This window comes from Phaeospirillum tilakii (assembly GCF_042683125.1).
GTDB lineage: Bacteria > Pseudomonadota > Alphaproteobacteria > Rhodospirillales > Magnetospirillaceae > Phaeospirillum > Phaeospirillum tilakii.
Genome location: NZ_JBHUIY010000033.1, coordinates 1 through 21,351, shown reverse-complemented (window position 1 = coordinate 21,351; position 21,351 = coordinate 1). Strand labels below are relative to the sequence as shown.

Sequence of the window (21,351 nt, the reverse complement as noted above, 5' to 3'; positions counted from 1 at the left end):
AAAACAAAGGGGGTCCGGGGCATCGCCCCGGCCGGGCCCGCGGGCGGAAGCCCGCGCAGCTTTACGGCTTCGTCACACCACGGCGAGATCGAGCGCGGCGGCCATCAGGGCGCGGGTATAGGCGGTGGCCGGGGCGGCGAACAGGCGCTCGGCCGGGCCGGATTCGACCACCTTGCCGTCCTTCATCACCACCAGATGGTCGGCCAGGGCGCGGACCACCCGCAGATCGTGGCTGATGAACAGGTAGGCCAGGGCGTGGCGGGCCTGGAGGTCGCGCAGCAGGGTGACGATCTGGGCCTGGACCGAGACGTCGAGCGCGCTGGTCGGCTCGTCGAGCACGAGAAACGCCGGTTTCAGCACCAAGGCGCGGGCGATGGCGATGCGCTGGCGCTGGCCGCCGGAGAATTCGTGCGGGTAGCGGTCGGCCACCGCCGGATCGAGCCCGACCTCCTCCAGCGCCGCGGCGATCAGGCGGCGGCGTTCGGCGCGGTCGCGGGCCAGACCGTGGACCTCCAGCCCCTCGCCGACGATCTGCTCGACCGACAGGCGCGGGCTGAGCGAGCCATAGGGGTCCTGGAACACCATCTGCATCTGCCGCCGCAGCGGGCGCAGCTCGGCCGCGCCCAGCCGCTCGATCGGCTGGCCGGCGAAGCGGATCGTCCCCTCGGACTTCAGCAGCCGCAGCAAGGCGAGGCCGAGGGTGGTCTTGCCCGAGCCGGATTCGCCGACCACCCCGACGGTCTGGCCGCGCCGCACCGCCAGCGACACCCCGTCCACCGCCTTGACATGGCCGGTGACGCGGCCGAACAGGCCGCCGCGCCGGGGAAACCACACCTTGACCGTGTCGGCGGCGATCACCTCGGGAGCATCGGCGGCCGGGGTCAGCGGCTGGCCGCCCGGCTCGGCCGCCAGCAGCTTGCGGGTGTAATCGTGACGGGGGGCGGCGAACACCTCTCCGACCGCGCCGGTCTCGACGATCGCGCCGTCCTTCATCACGCAGACCCGGTCGGCCAGCTTGCGGACGATGCCGAGATCGTGGGTGATGAACAGCAGCGCCATCCCCAGCCGGGCCTGAAGATCCTTCAGCAGGGCGAGGATCTGGGCCTGGATCGTCACGTCGAGCGCGGTGGTCGGCTCGTCGGCGATCAGCAGATCGGGGCCGTTGCCCAGCGCCATCGCGATCATCACCCGCTGGCGCTGGCCGCCCGACAATTCATGCGGCAGGGCGTCGAGCCGGCTGGCCGGGTCGGGAATGCCGACCAGGGTCAGCAATTCGATCACCCGCGCCCGCAGCGCCGCGCCGCGCAGGCCCTGATGCAGCGCCACCCCCTCGCCGACCTGCCGCTCGATCGAATGCAGCGGGTTGAGCGAGGTCATCGGTTCCTGGAACACCATCGCCACCCGGCCGCCGCGCACCCGGCGCAGCACCGGCTCGGACGCGCCGACCAGCTCGGTGCCGTCGAGGCGGATGCTGCCGTGGGGATGGCGGGCGCGGGGATAGGGCAGCAATTGCAGGATCGACAGCGCGGTGACCGACTTGCCCGAGCCGGATTCGCCGACCAGGGCCAGGGTTTCGCCGCGCGCCAGGGTGAAGGAGACGCCGCGCACCGCCGCGACGCTCCCGGCGCCCTGACCGAAGGTCACGGCCAGATCTTCGACCGCCAGCAGCGGCGCGGAAGCGGACTGGGTCATCAGTGGGTCTTCCTTGGATCGAAGGCATCGCGCACCGCCTCGCCGACGAACACCAGCAGCGACAGCAGCAGCGCCACCACCACGAAGCCGGTCAGGCCGAGCCAGGGCGCCTGGAGGTTCTCCTTGCCCTGGCGCAGCAGATCGCCGAGCGAGGCCGAGCCGGGCGGCAGCCCCAGCCCGAGGAAATCGAGCGCGGTCAGCGACACGATCGAGGCGCTGAGGATGAAAGGCAGGAAGGTCAGCGTCGCCACCATCGCGTTGGGCAGGACGTGGCGCAGCATGATGCGGCGGTCGTTCATCCCCAGCGCGCGGGCGGCGCGGACATAATCGAAATTGCGCGCCCGCAGCACCTCGGCCCGCACCACCCCGACCAGACTGGTCCAGGAGAACGCCACCAGCACCAGCAGCAGGGTCCAGAAGCCGGGGGTGATGATCGAGGCGACGATGATCAGCACCAGCAGCTCGGGCAGCCCGCCCCACACCTCAAGGAAACGCTGCATCAGCAGGTCGGTCCAGCCGCCGAAATAGCCCTGCACCGCCCCGGCGGTGACCCCGATCAGCGCGCTGGCCACCGTCAGGGCCAGCCCGAACAGAATCGACTGCCTGAGCCCATAGATCAGCCGCGCCAGCACGTCGCGGCCCTGATCGTCGGTGCCGAGCCAGTTGCCGTGACCGGGCGGGGCGGGATGGGTGCCGCCGCGATCGAAATTGATCGCCTGGTAATCGAACCGCACCGGCGGCCACAGCGCCCAGCCATGGGCGGCGATGTTGGCGGCGAGCACCGGGTCGCGGTAATCGGCATAGGTGGCGAAATCGCCGCCGAAGGTGGTCTCGGGATAATCCTTCAGCACCGGCGCGTAGAGCGCCCCGTCATAGGCGACCAGGATCGGCCGGTCGTTGGCGATCAGCTCGGCGCAGAGGGTCAGGGCGAACAGGGCGAGGAAGATCCACAGCGACCAGAACCCACGCCGGTTGCGGCGAAAGGCGGCGAGGCGGCGGCGATCGAGCGGGGTCAACGTGACCATGACGCCCCCGCAACCAGGGAGCGGGATCCAAGGGCCTTGCGGCCCTTGGCGGGTGCGGGCAGCGCCCGCTTCTTTTCTTGCTGCACCATCCTTACGCCCCCCGCGCCGAGAAATCGATCCGGGGATCGACCCAGTGCAGGGTCAGATCGCTGATCAGATTGAGCCCCAGCCCGAGCAGGCTGAAGGCGTAGAGGGTGCCGAACATCACCGGATAATCGCGGTTGATCACCGCCTCGAAGCCGAGCAGGCCGATGCCGTCGAGCGAGAAGATGATCTCGACCAGCAGCGAGCCGGTGAACAGGATCGCCACCAGGGCGCGGGGGAAACCGGCGATGATCAGCAGCATGGCGTTGCGGAAGACATGGCGGTACAGCACCTGCCGCTCGCTCAGCCCCTTGGCCCGGGCGGTGACGACGTATTGCTTGCCGATCTCGTCGAGGAAGGCGTTTTTGGTCAGCATGGTCAGGCTGGCGAAGCCGCCGACCACCAGGGCGGTGACCGGCAGCACGAGGTGATGGGCGTAATCGAGCAGCCGCGCCCCCAGCGGCGCCGTTTCCATCCCGACCCCGGTCAGCCCGCGCAGCGGAAACCAGGAAAAATAGCTGCCGCCGGCAAACAGCACGATCAGCAGGATGGCGAACAGGAAGCCGGGCACGGCATAGCCGACGATCACCGCCCAGGAGGTGGCGAGGTCGAAGCGCGAGCCGTCGCGGGTGGCCTTGGCGATGCCGAGCGGGATCGACACCAGATAGATGATCAGGGTGCTCCACAGCCCGAGCGACACCGACACCGGCATCTTCTCGATCACCAACTGGGTCACCGGCACGTCGCGATAGAAGCTCGACCCGAATTCGAAGTGCAGATAATGCCCCATCATCAGCCAGAACCGCTCGGCCGGGGGCTTGTCGAAGCCGAATTGCCGCTCGATGTCCTTGACGAAGGCCGGGTCGAGCCCCTGGGCGCCGCGATAGGCCCCGCCGGGACCGGCATCGGGCCCGGCGCGGACACGCCCGCCGGCCTCGCTGCCGCCGGCGCCGGAGACGCGGGCGGCGGCATCGACCGCGCTGCCCTGGACCTTGGCCAGCATCAGCTCGACCGGACCGCCCGGGGCGAACTGGGCCACCATGAAATTGACCAGCATGATGCCGAACAGGGTGACCGGGATCAGCAGCAGCCGGCGCAGGGTGTAGGCGATCATTTCGCCGCGGCCTCGCGCGCCCACCACGCCATCGGCTGGATGCCGGCGGCGGGCACGGCTTCGGGCCGGCCGAACTTGTCCCACCACGCCACCCGATCGACCCCGAGATGCCATTGCGGGATGACGTAATGATTCCACAGCAGCACCCGGTCGAGGGCGCGGCAGCGCGCCACCAGGGTTTCGCGGTCGGGGGCGGCGATGATCGCCGCGACCAGGGCATCGACCGCCGGGTTCTTGATCCCGGCCAGATTCTGCCCGCCGACCGCGTCGGCGGCGGCGCTGCCCCAGAAGCTGAACTGTTCGTTGCCGGGCGACTGGGATTGCGGCCAGACCTGCACCACCATGTCAAAATCATAATGGTCGGTGCGGTTCTTGTACTGGGCGGTATCGACCACCCGGACCCGGGCCTCGATCCCCAGCCGTTCGAGATTGCGGGCAAACGGCAGCGCGATCCGCTCCCACACCGGCTGGACCAGCAGGATCTCGAACACGAACGGCTTGCCGTCCTTGTCGACCAGCTTGCCGTTCTCGACCCGCCAGCCGGCGGCTTCGAGCAGCCGCATCGCCGCGCGCAGATTGGCGCGGATGTTGCCGTCGCCCTCGGTCACCGGCAACTGGAACGGGGTGGTGAACAGCTCGGCCGGCAGCTTGTCGCGCAGCGGCTCCAGCACCTCCAGCTCCTTCGGTCCGGGCAGGCCGGTCGCCGCCATTTCCGAGTTGGCGAAGAAGCTGGTGGAGCGGCGGTACTGGCCATAGAACAGGGTCTTGTTGGTCCATTCGAAATCGAAGGCCAGCCCCAGCGCCTCGCGCACCCGGCGATCCTGGAACAGCGGACGGCGCAGGTTGAAGGCATAGGCCTGCATCCCGGCCGGACGCTGGTTGGGGAAGATCTCCTTGCGGCCGTGCCCGTCCTTCAGCGCCGCCCAGTCCTGGTAGCCGGTGGCCCATTTCTTGGCCTCGTTCTCCAGCCGCCAGTCGTAATCGCCGGCCTTGAACGCCTCCAGCGCCACCGTGGTATCGCGATAGCTGTCGTAACGGATCCGGTCAAAATTATAGAGGCCGCGCCGCACCGGCAGGGTGGCGCCCCAATAGGTCCTGACCCGCTCCCAGGTGATGGTGCGGCCGGGTTCGAACGCCCCGGCCTTGTAAGGGCCGCTGCCCAGCAGCGGTTCCAGGGTGGTGGCGGCGAAGTCGCGCCCCTTCCACCAATGCGCCGGCAGCACCGGCAGCTGGCCGAGGATCAGCGGCAGTTCGCGGTTGTCGCCCGGCTTGAAGCTGAAGCGCACCTTCAGCGCGCCCAGCTTCTCGACCTTGTCGACCGCGGCGTAATAGAAGCGGTAGCGGGGATGGCCCTTGGCCTTGAGGGTGTTGAAGGAAAACACCACATCATCGGCAGTGACCGGCTTGCCGTCGTGCCAGCGCGCCTCAGGCCGCAGGGTGAAGATCACCCAGGAGCGGTCGGGCGGCACCTCGACGCTTTCGGCCAGCAGGCCATATTCGGAAAACGGCTCGTCGGCGGATTCGACCATCAGGGTCTCGAACGGCAGGTCGGCCCCGCCGGGGACCTCGCCCTTGACGATGAAGGGATTGAGCGAGTCCCAGCCGCCGATCTCGGCCAGACGCAGCGTGCCGCCTTTCGGCGCCGAGGGGTTGACGTAGTCAAAATGAGTGAAACCAACGGGATATTTCGGTGCGCCGTGCATCGCCAGCCCATGCACCGGCGCGGCGAGGGCGGGGACGCAGAGGACGAACCACAGCATCAGGCACCAGGCGGACAGGCGGGGCATGCAGGCTCCATCGGCGGCGGGGGGTGGGCAAGTGTGGCCGCATTAACCGTCGAGGGCAAGCGGCGGTGATAAAGCGACGTTGACGGAACGCCGCCCGACTGCGACCATGGCCGGCGAGAGGGGACATGCTGTTGAATTCCATGAGCGCGGACGCCGACACTTCTCCCCCACCCGCCACCGAATCGAATGTCTTCGCCACGCTGCGCGGGGGGGGCCGCATCTGGGCCCTGGGAGCGATCCGGGGCCAGCGGGCGCGGCTGCGCGCGCTGCACGCCCGCCTCGCCGCCGAATGCAAGCCGGGCGATCAGGTGATCTATCTCGGGGATTATCTCGGCCACGGCCCCGAGGTGATCGAGACGATCGACGAATTGCTGCTGTTCCGCCGCGCCTTCATCGCCCGGCCCGGGGTCGGGCTCGACGACATCGTCTATCTGCGCGGGATTCAGGAGGAGATGTGGCAGAAGCTGCTCCAGCTCCAGTTCGCCCCCAATCCGGCCGAGGTGCTGCGCTGGATGCTGTCGCAGGGGGTCGGCCCGTCGATCGCCGCCTATGGCGGCTCGATCGAGGAGGGGCTGGCCTGCGCCCGCGACGGCACCCTGGCCCTGACCCGCTGGACCGCGCAGCTGCGCCAGACCATGCGCCAGTTCGACGGCCATGCCAGCCTGCTGACGGTGCTGAAGCATGCCGCCTTCACCGACGACAACCTGCTGCTGTTCTGCCATGCCGGGCTCGACCCGCGCCGGCCGCCCTCGGGCCAGGGCGACGCGTTCTGGTGGGGCTCGTCGGCCTTCGCCACCCTGGCCGAGCCCTATTTCGGCTTCAAGCTGGTGGTGCGCGGCGCCGACCATCGCCAGGGCGGGGTGACGGTGGGGGCGCATGTGGTGACGCTCGATTCCAACGCCGGTCGGGGCGGGCCGCTGACCGCCGCCTGCTTCGGGTCGGACGGCAACATCCTGCAACTGGTCGAGGCCTGAGCGCGATGCCCCGCCGCCGGCCGCCCTGCCCGCCGCTTCCCGCCGCCGCCGCGCCCGCTCTGGCGGGTCCGGTGCGCTGACGCGGCGGGGACGGCGGGTCGTGGTGGTGTCGCTGCGCTCGCCGGCCCGGATCGACGGCACCCGGATCGAGGCGGGACGTGTCCCCGGCCGGTTCATTCCCTGGCGGCGCCCCCGCCACCCCCCCTTGTTCACCGGGGCTCCGATGCGAGACAGCGTAGACCGAGACAACGGTGACGGCCTCCTCCCCGTCCAGCACGCCTACACCATCCCCTGCCCCAGCTTTTTCCGCGATCAGGTCACGGCGCTGGCGGCACGGCGCGGGGTCGGGGTCGCCGACCTCGCCCACGCGGTGCTGCTGACCCTGCCCGGGGCCGAGATCGCCCGCTTCCCCGATCCGGGCGAGCCGGCGGCGCACGATCTCGACCTCGACCTCGTCATGCTGGCCGCCGGGCCGGGCGCCGCCCATCCCTGGCGCGACCGGCCGCATCTGGAGATCCGGCTGGCGCCCGGCTTCGACGTCGCCACCCTGCGCCGCGCCCTGGCGCTGGCGCTGGCGCTCGACGAGGGCGCGCTGCGGCTGCGGCTGGAGGATCCGTCGCTGCCGGTGCCGGTGGCGCCGCCGCCGGAAGCGACCTATCCGCTGGTCGAGCGGCGCCAGGGCTGGCGCGAACAGGCCCAGACCCTGGCCGCGCTCAGCGAGGAGAACGAGGAATTGCGGGCGATCGTCGGCGTGCTGACCTTCGAGCCGCTGCCCGGCGGGGTGCGCACCCGCGAGGAGGCGCTGCACGTGCTGGGCTTCCCGCCGGGGGCGATGCCCGACCAGCGCACCATCCGCGCCAAGTTCCGCATGCTGGCCACCATCCACCACCCCGACAGCCGCCATGGCAGCCATCAGCGGATGAGCCAGCTCAACGCGGCGATCGCGCTGTTGCGGTTCGGCTGACCCGCTCCCCCCGCCCAAGGAGACCCCCGACGATGCGTTTCGCCACCTTCCTCGACGCCGACGGCCGTTCCGGGCTGGCGGTGACCCGCGACGGCACCGATTTCCACGGCTGGCGCGAGGACGACCCCGCCTATCCCGGCTCGCTCGACGACCTGATCCAGGGCGAGGCCGACCTCGCCGAGATCGCCGACGCCGCCGCGACGGCGGCGCGGATCGACCTCGACGCCGTCACCCTGGCCCCGCCGCTGCGCCGGCCGGGCAAGATCCTCTGTGTCGGGCTCAATTACGCCGACCATGCCCGCGAGACCGGGCGCCAGCCGCCCGACTACCCCACCCTGTTCGTCCGCTTCCCCTCGACCCTGGTCGGGGCCGGCGCGGCGCTGGTGCGGCCCCGCGCCTCGATCCAGCTCGATTACGAGGGCGAGCTGGTGGCGGTGATCGGCCGGGGCGGCCGCCACATCCCGCGCGACCGGGCGCTGGAGCATGTCGTCGCCTATTCGATCTTCAACGACGCCTCGGTGCGCGACTATCAGGCCAAGGCGTCGCAATGGACCATGGGCAAGAATTTCGACGCCACCGGCGGATTCGGCCCGTGGCTGGTCACCGCCGACATGCTGCCGCCGGGCGCCGCCGGACTGCGCATCCGCACCCGGCTGGCCGGGGCGGTGGTGCAGGAAGCCAACACCGACGACATGATCTTCGACCTCGCCACCCTGATCGAGCGGATCAGCGAGGTGATGACCCTCGCCCCCGGCGACCTGATCGTCACCGGCACCCCGCCCGGAGTCGGAATCGCCCGGACCCCGCCGCTGTTCATGAAGCCGGGCGACCTGTGCGAGGTCGAGATCGAGCGGATCGGCCTGCTGCGCAATCTGGTGGTGGCCGAAGGCTGAAGCGCACGAAGACGGCCGGCCCGTTTTGTTGAACGCGTTCCGTCGATATGGCGGGCAGAATGCCGTCTCATCTCGGGTTTCGAGCTGATGTGGGCTCCGCCCACCCCCGCCAAGGGCCGCAAGGCCCTTGGAACCCTTTGATGGTCGGGCGCGGAACCGGCCGGTCAGCTTGGGCGCGGGGATTGGTCGCGCGAAGGGCCTTCCCCCCCTTAAAATGCCGACGGGACGCGAATTGAGCCCATTGAAAAATAAAGTTAAAATTGACGACATCCCCGCCCGGCCCCCGGGGCATCCGCCGCAGCCACAGCATAGAATCGATCGAATTCCACCCGCAACAGGCGGCACCCAAGACCTTGCCCCCTGCCGGACAAACACCCGTGAAAAGAGAGAAGACCAGACAGCCCCCGCCCGCGCGACACATTTTGTGCCTGTTTTGCCAAGGCCCAGTGGAAATCGACTCTTCGTTTTTGCGCGCGGATCGATGATAGTTAGCCCCGAGCAACGGCGACCTGACCGATCGGGGTGAATCGGTCGGGCACGTCGGACCGGAAATGGCGGGGGAGTACGGGCGTGATGCGGCGGAGCGGAACACGGTTGCCTCGGACGGGCGGCAACCGGGCGGTGGCGGCGCTGGTCGTGGCGGCCACCCTGGCGGCGGGCCTGCCCGCCACGGCGCAGCCGGCCGGGCCGGAACAGGTCCGCGAGAGCGAACGGCGGGTGCAGGAGCAGATCCAGGCCAACGAGGCCGCCGCCCGCGCCGCGATGCAGGACGCGCTGTCCGGCGGCGGGGAAGAGGTCACCTGGGAGCAGGTCCGCCAGCATCCCGACGATCCGGCGATCAACGCCGCCTGGGTCCGTCAGCAGATCCGGCGCGGCAACCTGCTCGGGGCCGAAACCGCGCTGGAACGGCTGCTGCTGGTCCATCCCGACGCGGCCGAGGTGCGGCTGGTGCATGCGCTGGTGCTGCTCCGCCTCGACGACAAGGTCACCGCCAGGAGCGAGCTGGAGGCGATCGACCCGGCCCAGCTCAGTCCGGACCTGCGCCGCGAGCGCGCCCAGGCGCTGGAGGAGATCGAGCGGCGCACCCAGCGGCTGCATCAGAGCGTCACCCTGACCCTGGGCGGCCATTACGACGACAATCGCAACGCCAGCCCGACCTCGGGCAACATCCTGATCAACGATCTGAGCTTCACCCTGCAGGGCAGCGCGCAGAAACGCAGCGACTGGGGCAAGCTGGCCCAGACCGCCTATGATTTCGACTATGATCTCGGCACCGACCCCCGGCTGTCGGTCTATGGCAGTCTGGCGGTGATGGGCGACCGCCAGTCGGCGTTGCAGGTCTACAACACCGTCAACGGCGGCGCCACCGGCGGCCTGCGCTATGCCGACGGCCCGATCAAGGCCCAGGTCGGGCTGATCTGGGCCAGCATGGCGATGAACGACGATTACTATCTCAGCGATTACGGCATCACCGGCTCGGTCAGCTACCGCCTCGCCGAGGGGTGGGAGGCGATCAGCAGCCTGCGGGTCGAGAAGCAGGTGTTCCACGACATCTCCGCCGACCCCACCGCCACCGACAGCAGCGGCATCCTCGCCACGATGTGGGGGGGCGTGCAGTGGCACCCGACCCCGGCGCACACCATCGCGCTGAGCCTCGGGGCCAGCCGCCGCAACGCCGCCACCGAATACATGTCCAACACCCGCCGCGCGGTGCGGCTGGGCGACACCTGGCTGCTGGGGGCGGGCCAGTTCGTGACGCTGACCGGCGAACTGGGCGCCGCCGCCTATCACGCCCCCAACCCGACCTTCAGCACCCAGCCCCGCCGCGACAATGACAGCCGGGTGTCGCTGACCTACGGCGTCCCGCTCGGCACCGTCACCAGCCTGTTCGGCACCGAGGCGCCCGACCAGATCAGCGACATCGTCGCCTCGGTCAGCGCCGAGCACTACCACATGCAATCGACCCTGACCAACTACACCTATTCCAACATCCGCACCCAGGCCTTGCTGTCGAAACGATGGGAGTTCTGATCATGGCGCCCCGTCCCCTGCTCGCCACCGCCGCCGCCCTGACCGCGCTGGCCGCGCCGCTGGCCCCGGCCCACGCCCAGATCGCCGCCGGGACCGGCGTCCAGATCGGCTCGGCCGGCGGGGTGCATGGCGAGGTCCAGCTCGCCGCCGCCAGCTTCGACGCCAGCAACCGCGCCATCGGCCACCGCATCGGCAGCGGCGAGCCGATCTATCAGGGCGACCTGATCGCCACCGGGCCGGGCGGCGGGCTCCAGGTGCTGCTGGTCGACCAGACGGTGTTCTCGATCGGCGAGAATGCGCGGATGACCATCGACGCGCTGAATTTCGACCCGGCCAGCAGCGACGGCAAGATCGACTTCAACGTCGAACAGGGCAGCTTCCGCTTCGTCAGCGGCCAGATCGCCGCCGCCCACCCGGAAAACGTCACCATCCGCATCCCGGAAGGCTCGATCGGCATTCGCGGCACCATCGTCGGCGGCGTGGTCGGTCCGGGCGCGACCCTGGTCGCCCTGCTCGGCCCCGGCGGCGACAACAATGGCGGCGCCCGCAACGGCGCGATCGTGGTCACCACCCCGGGCGGCACGGCCGAGATCAGCCGCGCCGGCTTCGCCACCCTGGTCAGCGTCGGGGCCCCGCCGACGCCGCCGGCCCCGCTGACCCCGGGCCAGATCCAGCAGCTCAACCGGGCGGCGCGGCCGGGCGGCGGTGCCGCATCGGGCGGCAGCGGCGGTCAGGGTCCGTCGGCCGCCAGCGCCAGCGGCCAGGCGACCGCCGCCGGCCACGACACGGTCAACATCATCACCAGTTCCGACCCGGTCCGACTGGATGGCGACGACATCGGCCACGTCATCAGCACCGGCAAGCAGGTGCTGGTGGTCCGGGACGAACAGACCCCGCTCAAAACCCTGGCCGCGGTCGGCGGCGGCACGATCACCGCCCTGGAATTCTCGATCGCCTCGGGCTCCGCGCAGGCCAGCGACACCTATTACGAATGCAGCTGCACCGCCAGCGACGTCTCCACCAGAAACAGCTACAGCTTCAGCTACACCAGTGACGGGCTGATTCTTCAAGACAGCTCCGCTTCCGACCCCTACGCTCCCTATTGGCTGTTGCTCGACAGCGAGACCGGCGGGGTGCGGCGCTACTCCACCGGCGGCGATGCCTATTGGATGACGATCTACGATTACGCCAACGCGTCCGGGCTGTCCTATTCGACCTACGGGACGTGGCGCAAGAAGGATAACGCGCCGGAGGATTATTATTTCGGCACGTTCTGGGCGGGCGTGGTGACCCCGGCGACGCAGATGCCCACGTCCGGCACCGCCACCTATAACGGCGGCGCCGCCGGCTATCTGGCCGCGAACTATACCAAGGTCGCCAGCATCACCGGCACCGCGGTGCTGACGGCCAATTTCAGCAGTGGGACGATTGCCGGCACCCTGAACTTCAACAGCGCGAGCAACCCCATCATCTCCACCATCACCTCCGGCGAAATCAGCAGCGTGACCGTCGCGCTGGACTCGGCCAGCTTCAAGGGCGGCAACAGCTTCACCGGCACCGCCAGCCTGAGCAGCGCCGGCGTCACCAGCACCAGCGGCAGCTACACCGGCACGTTCTACGGCACCTCGGCGGCCGAGGTGGCCGGCGGCGCCCAGGTCAGGGGCACCACCACCACCAACAGCATGCCGGTCACCGTTACCGCCGCCTACGGCGCCAAGAAATAGGGCGGCGCCGTTCCACTCAGCGTTTGCCGCCGCCGGAACCGGGGCGGAAGGCGGCGAACAGGCGGCGGGTGAAGGCGGCGACCTCGGGCAGCGGGGTGTCGGCGCCGAGCCCGAAGCCCCGGGCCCGCTCGACCACCTTGGCGACATAATCGAGCGTGCTGCGGCCGCCGAAGGCGTGGCTGAACGCCTCGGCCCCGATCCGCTCGTGCGCCACCAGCATCAGCACCGTCAATTGTTCGGGGCCGAGGTCGAGTTCCTCCATCAGCAGCCGCGCCGGCCGCCCGGCCACCTCGGCCAGCACCCGGTTGAGCCGCACCGTCTGATCGGGCGAGGCCGGCGAGGACAGCACCCCCCGCACCGCCGGATCGAGCAGGATCGGCGCGAACACCTCGCTGCGCAGCCGCTTGAGATCGGGGCTGAAACAGCGCAGCAGGCGGGCGCGGCGATCGCCCGCTGCCGCTGGCGGCGGCGGGGCGCCGGGGCGGGACGGGGCGGTCAGCGGCGACGACACCGGACCGGCCTCGAGCAGGGTCGAGGGCGGCGGCGGTTCCTGGGGATTCTCCCGCAGCCGGCGGATGTCCTCGACCGCGCGGTATTCGAGGATGCGGGCCCCCAGCTGGCGGACCAGTTGCGGCGACAGGGTCGAATATTCCGGCACCAGCGGCACCTGCCAGTCGTGGCGCAGGTAATCCTTGAAGGCGTCATACAGCGCCTCGCCCCGGCTGCGCGCCGCCCCGGCCTCGCGGCCCTGGGCGGTCAGCAGCCGCCCCAGCCGGCGGATCAGGCCGTCCTGGCGCACCGGGCGGTACTGCGCCGGCGGCGGCGGCCCCGGGCGCAGCGGACGCGACAGCCCGTCGAGCCGGCGGCGGAACTGCCGCTTGGCGCAGGTGCGGACCAGCATCGCCACGATGTCGTCGAGCGACCGCCCGCAGGCCAGCAGCGCATCGGCCTGGGTCACCGGGACATTGTGGCGATCGACCAGCAGGGCGCGGAACCGCTCGGGATCGGCGCGGAAGGCGCGGAAACAGCGGTCGAGCAGATCGGGATCGTCGAGCACCCGTTCGAGCACGCCGCGCCGGGGCAGCTTCTTCAGTTCTGGAACGAGGTGGGACAACACCTCGGCCACCGGCCCCTCGAGGGTGAGGTTGATCCGGCGAATCATCTGGGTGCGGGAGGCAACGGGCGGGCGCGGCATCAGCTTTTCCGACGGCGGTCCTCGGCGGGAGTCGATCGATCAACAGTACGGGAGCCGTCGGGCCGGCGAAACAGGAAAGCGGGCCGGTCGCCCCCCGGCAAGAGTCACGGCCCCGCCCTCCCGAACGTCATCCCCGCCACGCCGGGCGGCCGACCGTTTTCCCCGCCCGCGCCGGGGCGGCGCCCAAAAACCGAGCTTTTCCCACGCCTTGCCCATCGGATGCCCCCCGCGAAAACCACCAACGGAGGAACAGTCCTCGCAGGATTTTCCACAATTTTGGAACAACTTCAAGCAAATCCCGACGACTTTCGGGCGCGACGCGACCCTTTTGAGTTGACCGAACCACCTCGCAATGACATACAAAAAGACAAAGCGCAAAGGAAACCGGTGCCGTCTCGGGCTGATATATTAGCCGTGCCTTTCCAAGGACCTGCCGACCAAGCTCGACCCCGTCCCGACACCCTCGTCAATATTTTATTAACTTTTAACGGACTCCCGGTGCCGGACGCCGGGCCGCCGGAAATGATCCGTGGAGTGGGGGAAAACATCATGAGCTCGACCGACGTCATGATCGATCAGACCGTCCGCCTGAAATTCCTGGCGATCGACGAGGCGACCCGCGCCGCCCTGCGCGAGTTCCGGCCGATTCTCGACAAGACGATCGACCCGATCCTCGCGAAGATCTACGACAACATCGACCAATTCGGCGCCGCCGCCGCGCTCTACGCCCGGATGGGCGATTACGAGACGATCAAACAGGGCCAGCGCCGGCATTTCATCGACTTCCTGTTCACCGGCACGTTCAGCGACGATTATTTCGCCAACGTGATCAAGGCGGCCCGGGCCCGGCAGCAGATCGGGCTGGAACCGCGCTGGTATCTCGGCAGCTACAGCGTGATCATGCAGGGGATCAACGAGGTGGCGGTGCGGACCTATCGCTGGCGGCCCGAGCGGCTGGCCTTCGTGCTGGCGGCGATCAACCGGGCGATGATGCTCGACATCGACCTCGCCATCAGCGTCTACATCCAGGCCAGCCGCGACAGCGCCGCCGCCCTGCTCGGCCAGCACGCCGAGACCTTCGAACGCGACGTGTCGGGCACCGTCGGCGCGGTGGCCTCGGCCGCCACCCAGATGCGCGCCACCGCCCACGCGATGGGCGCCACGGTCGATCACGCCACCCGCCAGGCCAACGAGGTGCGCGACGCCGCCCAGCTCGCCTCGACCAGCGTGCAGACCGTCGCCTCGGCCACCGAGGAACTGTCGGCCTCGATCCTGGAAATCAGCCAGCAGGTCAACCAATCCTCCCAGGTCGCCCAGGCGGCGGTGGCCGAGGCCGAGCGCACCAACGCGCTGGTCCAGGGCCTCAACGAGGCGGCGGCGCGGATCAGCGACGTGGTCCGCCTGATCACCGACATCGCCAGCCAGACCAACCTGCTGGCCTTGAACGCGACGATCGAGGCGGCGCGGGCCGGCGACGCCGGCAAGGGCTTCGCGGTGGTGGCGGGCGAGGTCAAGACCCTGGCCAACCAGACCGCGCGGGCGACCGAGGAGATCTCGCAGCAGATCGCCTCGGTGCAGAGCGCCACCCGCGACGCGGTCGAGGCGATCGGGACCATCGGCGGCACCATCAACCGCATCAACGAGATCACCGCCACCATCGCCGCGGCGGTCGAGGAACAGGGGGCGGCGACACAGGAAATCTCGCGCAGCGTCCAGGGCGCGGCCGAGGGCACCCGCACCGTCAGCACGATCATCGTCGCGGTGTCCGACACCGTCGGCCAGACCGGTCAGGCGGCGCAGGAGGTGCTGACGGCGTCGGATCAGCTGTCGGAACGCTCGGTCGATCTGTCGCGCAAGGTCGATGCCTTCGTCACCCACATCCGCGCCGCCTGATCCGGCCCGCCGCCCGGGGCGGCGTCGGTCATGGCGCCGCCCTCAGCCGGTCGAAGCCGGCCAGCATCGCCTCGACCGCCACCGACTGGATCGCCGCGCCGGATTCGACCGCGGCACGGTCGAGTCCCGGGGCGGTCGGCAGCACCAGTTCGTGGCGGCAGCCATTGACCGGCGCGAACACCGACAGGGCGCAGAAGGCTGATTCCGGGATCAGCGCGCCGTTATCGGCCAGCAGCGGCGCCGGAATGTGGCCGATCTCGCAGATCGGCAGCCGCATCGCGGCGGCGAGATGCTTGCCGCCGGAATCGACCCCGATCAGCGCGGCGCAGCGGCCGAGCAGGCAGGCCTGCTCGCTGATGGTCAGCAGCCGGGTCAGATCGACCGCGCCGCCGCGCCCGATCTCGTAGGGCTGCTGGCCGATCAGCAATGGGATGTAGCCGCGCGCCACCAGCCCGGCGATCAGCCCCTCGACCTGGGCCAGCGACAGGCGGCGACTGGGATCGGTGCCGGCGCAATGCAGCGCCACCAACCCGCGCCCCGGCAGCGGATCGGGAAAGATCGCCCGAAACCGCTGCCGCGCGAACGGCGTGAAGAACACCGCGTAATCCTCGGTGCGATAATCGACGCCGTAGACCGCGCGGAAGAAGATCGACTGGTACTGGGCGATGTGCGGCAGCACCGGCCGGTCGAGCAGGTCGGTGAAATAGCGGTTGGATTGGTAGAAGGGCAGGATCCAGTGCTGCTGGCGAAAGCCGATCTTGCGCAGTGCCGTCAGCCGGGAGACCACCAGCCCGGACAGGCTGAGCTGGTGCGGATCGGGATCGTAGAGATAATCGAATACCGTCTCGCGCAACTCGCCCAGCGCGTCGTCGATCACCCCGAAATCGAAGCCCCAGTCCTGGAACGCCCCAGCCAGCTCGGGCGCCGCCACCCAGGCGTTGATATAGGGATTGTGGGCGTAGAGATCCTCGACATGGCGCGGCGCCAGCATGGTGATGTGGGCATCGGGTTCGAGCCGGCGGATCTGCCGCAGCGCGTCGGAAAAGATGATGTGATCGCCGACCCCGCCATAGCGCAGGATCAGGATGCGTTTCAGCTCGGGCACGACGAACCCCCTTCGGCCGACGATTGTTCCGGTATCCGCCAGCCCCCCGGGGGACGTCAACCAAAAGAGCGGGCGCCGCGCGGGCTTGCCGGCCACCAAACGGATCATTGCAAAGGGCGACCGGTATGACACCACTCAACGGGACAGGATCCTGACGAACTGCCGCTCAACCGTTTCCGCATCGGGGAAAAGTCCCTCCCGCATCCAGGCGGCAGCGCGGTAGGGATGGGCGACCACCAACCGGGCGGCGGCGGTTCCGACGACGGCGATCTTGCCTTCCTCCAGCACCCGGCTCTTGCTTCCAATGAAGTCGTCGAAATTGGCGGTGGCCAAAAGGTGGGAGCCACCGGCCAGGGCGGTCTCCACCACATGGGCATCCTCTTCGTCACGCATCGGCATGAGGCCGGTGCCGCCCCGCGTAAGATGGGGCGCCGTAGCCAGCGGCCCAAGGCGGGCATATCCGGCGATAGTCTCGATGACCGGATCCACCGTCTGGCGGCTGATGCCCCAATCCACCTCGAAGACCTTGCGCAGCCGGGTCAGCATGCCCCACGACACCACCAACTGGACCGGGAAATGGCCCGAGTGGCCGCGACGCGCCACCTCAATCAGGGTCTGCGAGGCGGTGCCGGACATGCCCTTGCGATCTGCCAGGAAGGCGGCGCACCAGACGTTGAGGTCAAAGCAAAGATTAAGGATGGGCGGATTCATTCGGTCAGCCGCACCGCCTCGGCCAGGAGGTCATCCTCGTTCTCGCCTTCACCAGCCTTCATCTCGGAGAGGAGTTGACGATGGGCGACCTCCCATTCGGCGTCCAGGGTCTTGCGGGTGATCTCGCGGGCCAGGGCATCCATGTCCATATCCGTCCCCAGCTTCTCGACACGGCGAAACGCGGCGTGCGCCTCGGCGGGCAGCCGGACATAGAATCGCAAGGCCGCCGCCGCGATCTGGGCGGGCGAGCGATCCTCAAGCTGGGCGATCCGCTCGACCACCCCAGCGGTCTTTTCGTCGGCATAAGCCGAGATGGTGCGAGCTGCCATAGCTTCCCCTGTTTCTCCAGTTTCTATAAAATAAGCTCACGTCCGGTCTGGGACAAGCCCCTGAACTCAGGGCCGAAGACCCTCGCCAACCGGGCCAGCCAGGGGAAGGGGTCTCGATATCGCAAGCCCGGAGGGCGGGTGGTCTTGTACACCCTGGGAGACCTTCCGGCCTGGGTGGACTGACGCCGACGCCTGGGGGCCATGGTTCGCCGTGGGGCCCCAGGCTTCCCGCCGAGTCCCCGAGAAAAAAGGACTATGGGCGTATTCACGATTCAAACGCGCAAGGAGATCAGCCGGCTGGCTGCCGCCAATTCACTGAATTTTCCGGGGGAATTTTTGGAGCGGGTGAAGGGAATCGAACCCTCGTCGTAAGCTTGGGAATCTTTCTAGGCCACCCAGGGTTTCAGCCATTTTCACTAATTTTCAATCTTATTCAATGGCTTGCAGTTTCATGGCGTTTCAGAAAACTGCTCTGAGTTTCATAATTCCCGTCCCAGTTTGTCCCTCGCGTCCCAGCCCTAGACAGCCCTCGCTCACGCACTCTGATCTCGCTATTCTACCCTCCCATTGGTCGAGGGTGTGAGAAATGAAGAGAGCCAGCGCGAAGCGCGTATCCGGGGAGGCGTTCCCCGTTACCGGCCAAGAGGCTGATTGCTCCATCGTCACCCGCAATCACCGCGCGGAGTTTGGTGCTTACCGGGATCAGGCACGCACCTCCCCCTTGCTGATGTTGGGCGACGCAAAGGCCGTCCTCCAATCTCTCCCCGATTCGTCCATCGACTTCGCAATGACCTCGCCCCCCTATTGGGGCAAGCGGGAATACGACAATGGCGGGATCGGCCTGGAGGCCGACTACCGGGATTACATTAAGCACCTTGCCGAGGTGTTCGCAGAGATGAAGCGCGTTCTCAAGCCTGAAGGTTCTTTCTGGCTGAACCTGGGCGACACATACAGCGGCAAAGGTTTGGTGGGCATCCCGTGGCGCGTCACTTTCGAGCTTACCGACAACCAAGGCTGGGTACTTCGGAACGATGTTGTCTGGAACAAGCTCAAGGGGGGGATGGATAACAGCAAGGACCGCCTCGCCAATGTCCACGAGAGCCTGTTCCACTTCGTCAAGCAGCCGAAGGGCTACTACTATGACGCTGACGCCATTCGCTCAAAGGCGCGTGAAGCGAAGGTTGTGAACGGCGCGGTGATCTCGGCAACGGGCGTTTCAGGCGTGCGGTACAAGCGTCAGATCGAACTATCGACCGCGCTCACGCCCTCCGAGAAGAAGACCGCGTTTACCGCGCTGGAGCAAATCCTCTCCGACGTTGCCGAGGGCAAGCTGTCTGACTTCCGCATGGTCATCAGGGGGCAGCAGCGAACCACTCATTCCGACAGTGCCAAGGTGTCCGGCAGAGCCAAGGAACTCCTCGACAAGGGCTTCTACTTTCTCAAGTACCACCCGAAGGGAAGCAAGCCGGGAGATGTCTGGGACATCATCCCCGAGGATACCCAAGGCCGCGAGGCTCACTTCGCAGCATACCCCATCGACCTTTGCCGTCGCCCGCTTTTGGCGACCTGCCCCCCAGGGGGGATCGCCCTCGATCCATTCTCTGGAACGGGGACGACACTGGTTGCCGCTCATCTGCTGGGGCGGAAATCAGTCGGGATTGACATCTCGCAACGCTACCTCGAACTCACCCAAGAAAGGCTCAGGTCCACCCCATGAGCAAAGTCGTCGAGCTTTTCGGTCATGCCGCCTGGAATGCCGGTATGGACTGGCCCACTCTGGTTTCCGCCCAGCAGTGTCCGTACCTGAACAAGCGCTGCTATAAAGTGCGCAAGAGCGATCCGGGCATCTCTATCGGCTCTTGTACAGTTACCTACGGATCGCCTCCCGCACCCATCATCATCTGCCCGACGCGGTTGATTGAACGCGGCCAGATTTTCATGGACTGCCTTCATCTGCTGACGCTGCATCAGCCCGGAAATGAACTCCATATCGTTCCCGAGGTATCCATCCCTGGCGGGAGCGTGGATTATTTCTTGGTGTCCGTGGCTCAAGGGCGGGTCAAAGATTTCGTTGGCATCGAACTACAGACACTGGATACCACCGGCACAGTTTGGCCGGAACGGCAGCGTCTGATCAGAGAGCTTGGCCTAACCCCATCCGACGACGCAGAGTTCTCGGACAAAGGGTACAGCATGAACTGGAAAATGACCGCGAAGACCATTCTGGTTCAGATGCACCACAAGGTCCAAACCTTCGAGCACCTGAATAAGAAGCTCGCATTGGTCGTCCAAGATTGCCTTCTCGCCTATATGAGCCGGGAGTTTCGGTTCGATCACCTGAAAAATCCGGCTGTGATCGGCGATTCCATGCATTTCCACGCTTACCAGATGTCTGCCCCGCAGGGAGGGGACCTCCGCCTAAACATGGCCGCTCGCCTGAGCACGGATGCAGATGGCATCGGAGCTTGTCTTGGCTTGCAAGCAGAGCCTCGGGTGGAGCTTGACATCATCATCGCCTCACTTCAGGCAAAGATTTCCCCGGCGACACTGTTCAACCCGGCTTGGCGTGTCTGATGGAGCGAAAGCGTGAACAGAATCGTTGAATTCTATGGCCATACCGTTGGCACTCCGGCGACCGACTGGGCGCGAATTCTCCAAGACGAGAACTGCGATTTCACCACCCAGCGCTGCACGAAGAACAGGAAGAGCAACTCTTCGATCATGATCGGGACATGCTCGGTTCTGCACGGGAAGAAGGCCCCGAAGCCCATTATCATTTGCCCCAGTCGGCTGGCTCAGCAGAAAAAAGTGTTCGTCGCCTGCCTTGGCCTTTTGACAGGTAAACTCCCTGGGGACGAGCTTCACCTCATACCGGAAGTGAAAATCGCGGGGGGAAGCGTGGACTACTTTCTCGTCGCGGCGAGAGGGACGGCTATCATTGATTTCGTTGGCATTGAGCTACAATCGCTGGATACCACGGGAACCATTTGGCCGGAACGTCAACGCTTGGTCCGCGAGTTTGGCATGACTCCATCAGATGACGCCGAAACTGTGGAAAAGGCATGCGGCATCAACTGGAAGCACACCGCAAAAACCACGTTGATGCAAATCCACCACAAGGTCGAAACCTTCCAGAACGTGGGCAAGAAGCTCGTCCTCGTCCTCCAGGACTGCTTGCTGGATTACATGCGGAAAGAGTTTCGCTTTTCGCATTTCAAAGACCCGGCTGATCCCGCACATGCCCTACACATCCACGCCTACAACCTGACCAAACCGCAGGATGCCGGTTACGCGCTTGAGTTGGCGAGAACCGTCAGCACAGATATGGCAGGCATCGCACAGTGTCTGGCCCTCCAAGCGAATGCATGCTGGACACTAGACGACCTACACCGTGTTTTGGCCGAGAAGATGAAAGCCGAAACGAAGATTGGCACGGCGTAACACCTTGACATTGCAGGGGACTTCTTGTAGCCTCCGCTCAGATACGGGAGTCCCCTGCCTCGGCCATCTCAGACCGACAGAAAACTACCTGACTCAGCTAACAACCAACTTCGCAAGCGATAGAGAGCTGGCCGGGATTGTTTGGACAGAATTCGGCGGATTTTAAGTGGATCGCCTGCCGGTTTCGGTCTGGTTTTGCCGCTGGGGGGCCTCATGCAGGGAGGGCGTAGCCCGACCGAAATGAGGCCCCCCAGCGGCGGCAAAAATCATGCTGCCTCGATCTGGGGCAGGTTGTCAAAGTAGGCTTGGTCGGGCGTTCTGCCGCCATGGCTCGAATGCGGCCTGTGGCTGTTGTAAAAGTCAAAGTAGCGGCCGAGCGAGGCGCGGGC

At 67.2% G+C, this 21,351-nt stretch carries 18 protein-coding genes; 9 read left to right on the top strand and 9 right to left on the bottom strand.

Annotation, left to right across the window (positions count from 1 at the left end; all coding sequences use genetic code 11):
- Nucleotides 1–72: 72 nt before the first annotated feature.
- From ACFSNB_RS14435 to ACFSNB_RS14420, 4 genes are all read right to left on the bottom strand, one after another.
- Nucleotides 73–1,692, bottom strand: a complete 1,620-nt coding sequence (locus ACFSNB_RS14435; RefSeq protein ID WP_377317783.1) for an ABC transporter ATP-binding protein — start codon at nucleotides 1,690–1,692, stop codon at nucleotides 73–75.
- The gene (locus ACFSNB_RS14430; protein WP_377317781.1) at nucleotides 1,692–2,717 is read right to left on the bottom strand and encodes an ABC transporter permease; all 1,026 of its coding nucleotides are present in this window, start codon (nucleotides 2,715–2,717) and stop codon (nucleotides 1,692–1,694) included. Before ACFSNB_RS14430 ends, ACFSNB_RS14435 begins: the two co-directional genes overlap by 1 nt.
- Nucleotides 2,718–2,808: 91 nt before the next feature.
- Nucleotides 2,809–3,915, bottom strand: coding sequence for a microcin C ABC transporter permease YejB (locus ACFSNB_RS14425; RefSeq protein ID WP_377317779.1), 1,107 nt, complete (start codon nucleotides 3,913–3,915; stop codon nucleotides 2,809–2,811).
- Nucleotides 3,912–5,702, bottom strand: a complete 1,791-nt coding sequence (locus tag ACFSNB_RS14420) for an extracellular solute-binding protein (RefSeq protein ID WP_377317777.1) — start codon at nucleotides 5,700–5,702, stop codon at nucleotides 3,912–3,914. The genes ACFSNB_RS14425 and ACFSNB_RS14420 overlap by 4 nt, the downstream gene beginning before the upstream one ends.
- A gap of 125 nt (nucleotides 5,703–5,827) precedes the next feature.
- On the opposite strand from ACFSNB_RS14420, the gene ACFSNB_RS14415 reads away from it, so the two are divergent.
- From ACFSNB_RS14415 to ACFSNB_RS14395, 5 genes are all read left to right on the top strand, one after another.
- Nucleotides 5,828–6,676, top strand: a complete 849-nt coding sequence (locus ACFSNB_RS14415; RefSeq protein ID WP_377317775.1) for a metallophosphoesterase — start codon at nucleotides 5,828–5,830, stop codon at nucleotides 6,674–6,676.
- Between the two features lie 100 nt (nucleotides 6,677–6,776).
- The gene (locus ACFSNB_RS14410; RefSeq protein ID WP_377317773.1) at nucleotides 6,777–7,640 is read left to right on the top strand and encodes a J domain-containing protein; all 864 of its coding nucleotides are present in this window, start codon (nucleotides 6,777–6,779) and stop codon (nucleotides 7,638–7,640) included.
- A 32-nt stretch (nucleotides 7,641–7,672) separates the two neighbouring features.
- The gene (locus tag ACFSNB_RS14405; RefSeq protein ID WP_377317771.1) at nucleotides 7,673–8,533 is read left to right on the top strand and encodes a fumarylacetoacetate hydrolase family protein; all 861 of its coding nucleotides are present in this window, start codon (nucleotides 7,673–7,675) and stop codon (nucleotides 8,531–8,533) included.
- Between the two features lie 594 nt (nucleotides 8,534–9,127).
- On the top strand, nucleotides 9,128–10,564 hold the full coding sequence (locus ACFSNB_RS14400; protein WP_377317769.1) for a surface lipoprotein assembly modifier: 1,437 nt from the start codon (nucleotides 9,128–9,130) through the stop codon (nucleotides 10,562–10,564).
- Nucleotides 10,565–10,566: 2 nt separating this feature from the next.
- Nucleotides 10,567–12,288, top strand: coding sequence for a FecR family protein (locus ACFSNB_RS14395; RefSeq protein WP_377317767.1), 1,722 nt, complete (start codon nucleotides 10,567–10,569; stop codon nucleotides 12,286–12,288).
- 16 nt (nucleotides 12,289–12,304) lie between these two features.
- Here ACFSNB_RS14395 and ACFSNB_RS14390 read toward each other — a convergent pair whose 3' ends face one another.
- On the bottom strand, nucleotides 12,305–13,483 hold the full coding sequence (locus ACFSNB_RS14390) for a hypothetical protein (protein WP_377317765.1): 1,179 nt from the start codon (nucleotides 13,481–13,483) through the stop codon (nucleotides 12,305–12,307).
- 549 nt (nucleotides 13,484–14,032) lie between these two features.
- On the opposite strand from ACFSNB_RS14390, the gene ACFSNB_RS14385 reads away from it, so the two are divergent.
- Complete coding sequence (locus ACFSNB_RS14385) at nucleotides 14,033–15,376, top strand: methyl-accepting chemotaxis protein (RefSeq protein ID WP_377317763.1); 1,344 nt, start codon at nucleotides 14,033–14,035, stop codon at nucleotides 15,374–15,376.
- Nucleotides 15,377–15,404: 28 nt separating this feature from the next.
- On the opposite strand, the gene ACFSNB_RS14380 is transcribed toward ACFSNB_RS14385, so the two are convergent.
- The 3 genes from ACFSNB_RS14380 to ACFSNB_RS14370 form a co-directional block, all read right to left on the bottom strand.
- Complete coding sequence (locus ACFSNB_RS14380; protein WP_377317761.1) at nucleotides 15,405–16,481, bottom strand: glycosyltransferase family 9 protein; 1,077 nt, start codon at nucleotides 16,479–16,481, stop codon at nucleotides 15,405–15,407.
- Between the two features lie 135 nt (nucleotides 16,482–16,616).
- Complete coding sequence (locus ACFSNB_RS14375) at nucleotides 16,617–17,192, bottom strand: PIN domain-containing protein (protein WP_377317759.1); 576 nt, start codon at nucleotides 17,190–17,192, stop codon at nucleotides 16,617–16,619.
- The gene (locus ACFSNB_RS14370) at nucleotides 17,189–17,521 is read right to left on the bottom strand and encodes a hypothetical protein (RefSeq protein WP_377317757.1); all 333 of its coding nucleotides are present in this window, start codon (nucleotides 17,519–17,521) and stop codon (nucleotides 17,189–17,191) included. Before ACFSNB_RS14370 ends, ACFSNB_RS14375 begins: the two co-directional genes overlap by 4 nt.
- Nucleotides 17,522–18,107: 586 nt before the next feature.
- Here ACFSNB_RS14370 and ACFSNB_RS14365 point away from each other — a divergent pair.
- The 3 genes from ACFSNB_RS14365 to ACFSNB_RS14355 are packed head-to-tail and all read left to right on the top strand — an operon-like array spanning nucleotide 18,108 to nucleotide 20,962.
- Entirely contained in the window at nucleotides 18,108–19,238 is a 1,131-nt protein-coding gene (locus ACFSNB_RS14365; RefSeq protein WP_377317755.1) for a DNA-methyltransferase, read from the top strand.
- Nucleotides 19,235–20,095 (top strand): NotI family restriction endonuclease, encoded by an 861-nt coding sequence (locus ACFSNB_RS14360; RefSeq protein ID WP_377317753.1) that lies wholly within the window; start codon nucleotides 19,235–19,237, stop codon nucleotides 20,093–20,095. The genes ACFSNB_RS14365 and ACFSNB_RS14360 overlap by 4 nt, the downstream gene beginning before the upstream one ends.
- 12 nt (nucleotides 20,096–20,107) lie before the next feature.
- The gene (locus ACFSNB_RS14355; RefSeq protein WP_377317751.1) at nucleotides 20,108–20,962 is read left to right on the top strand and encodes a hypothetical protein; all 855 of its coding nucleotides are present in this window, start codon (nucleotides 20,108–20,110) and stop codon (nucleotides 20,960–20,962) included.
- A gap of 266 nt (nucleotides 20,963–21,228) precedes the next feature.
- Here ACFSNB_RS14355 and ACFSNB_RS14350 read toward each other — a convergent pair.
- Nucleotides 21,229–21,351 (bottom strand): integrase core domain-containing protein (locus ACFSNB_RS14350; RefSeq protein ID WP_377316801.1); only part of this gene is annotated, 123 nt, incomplete at its 5' end.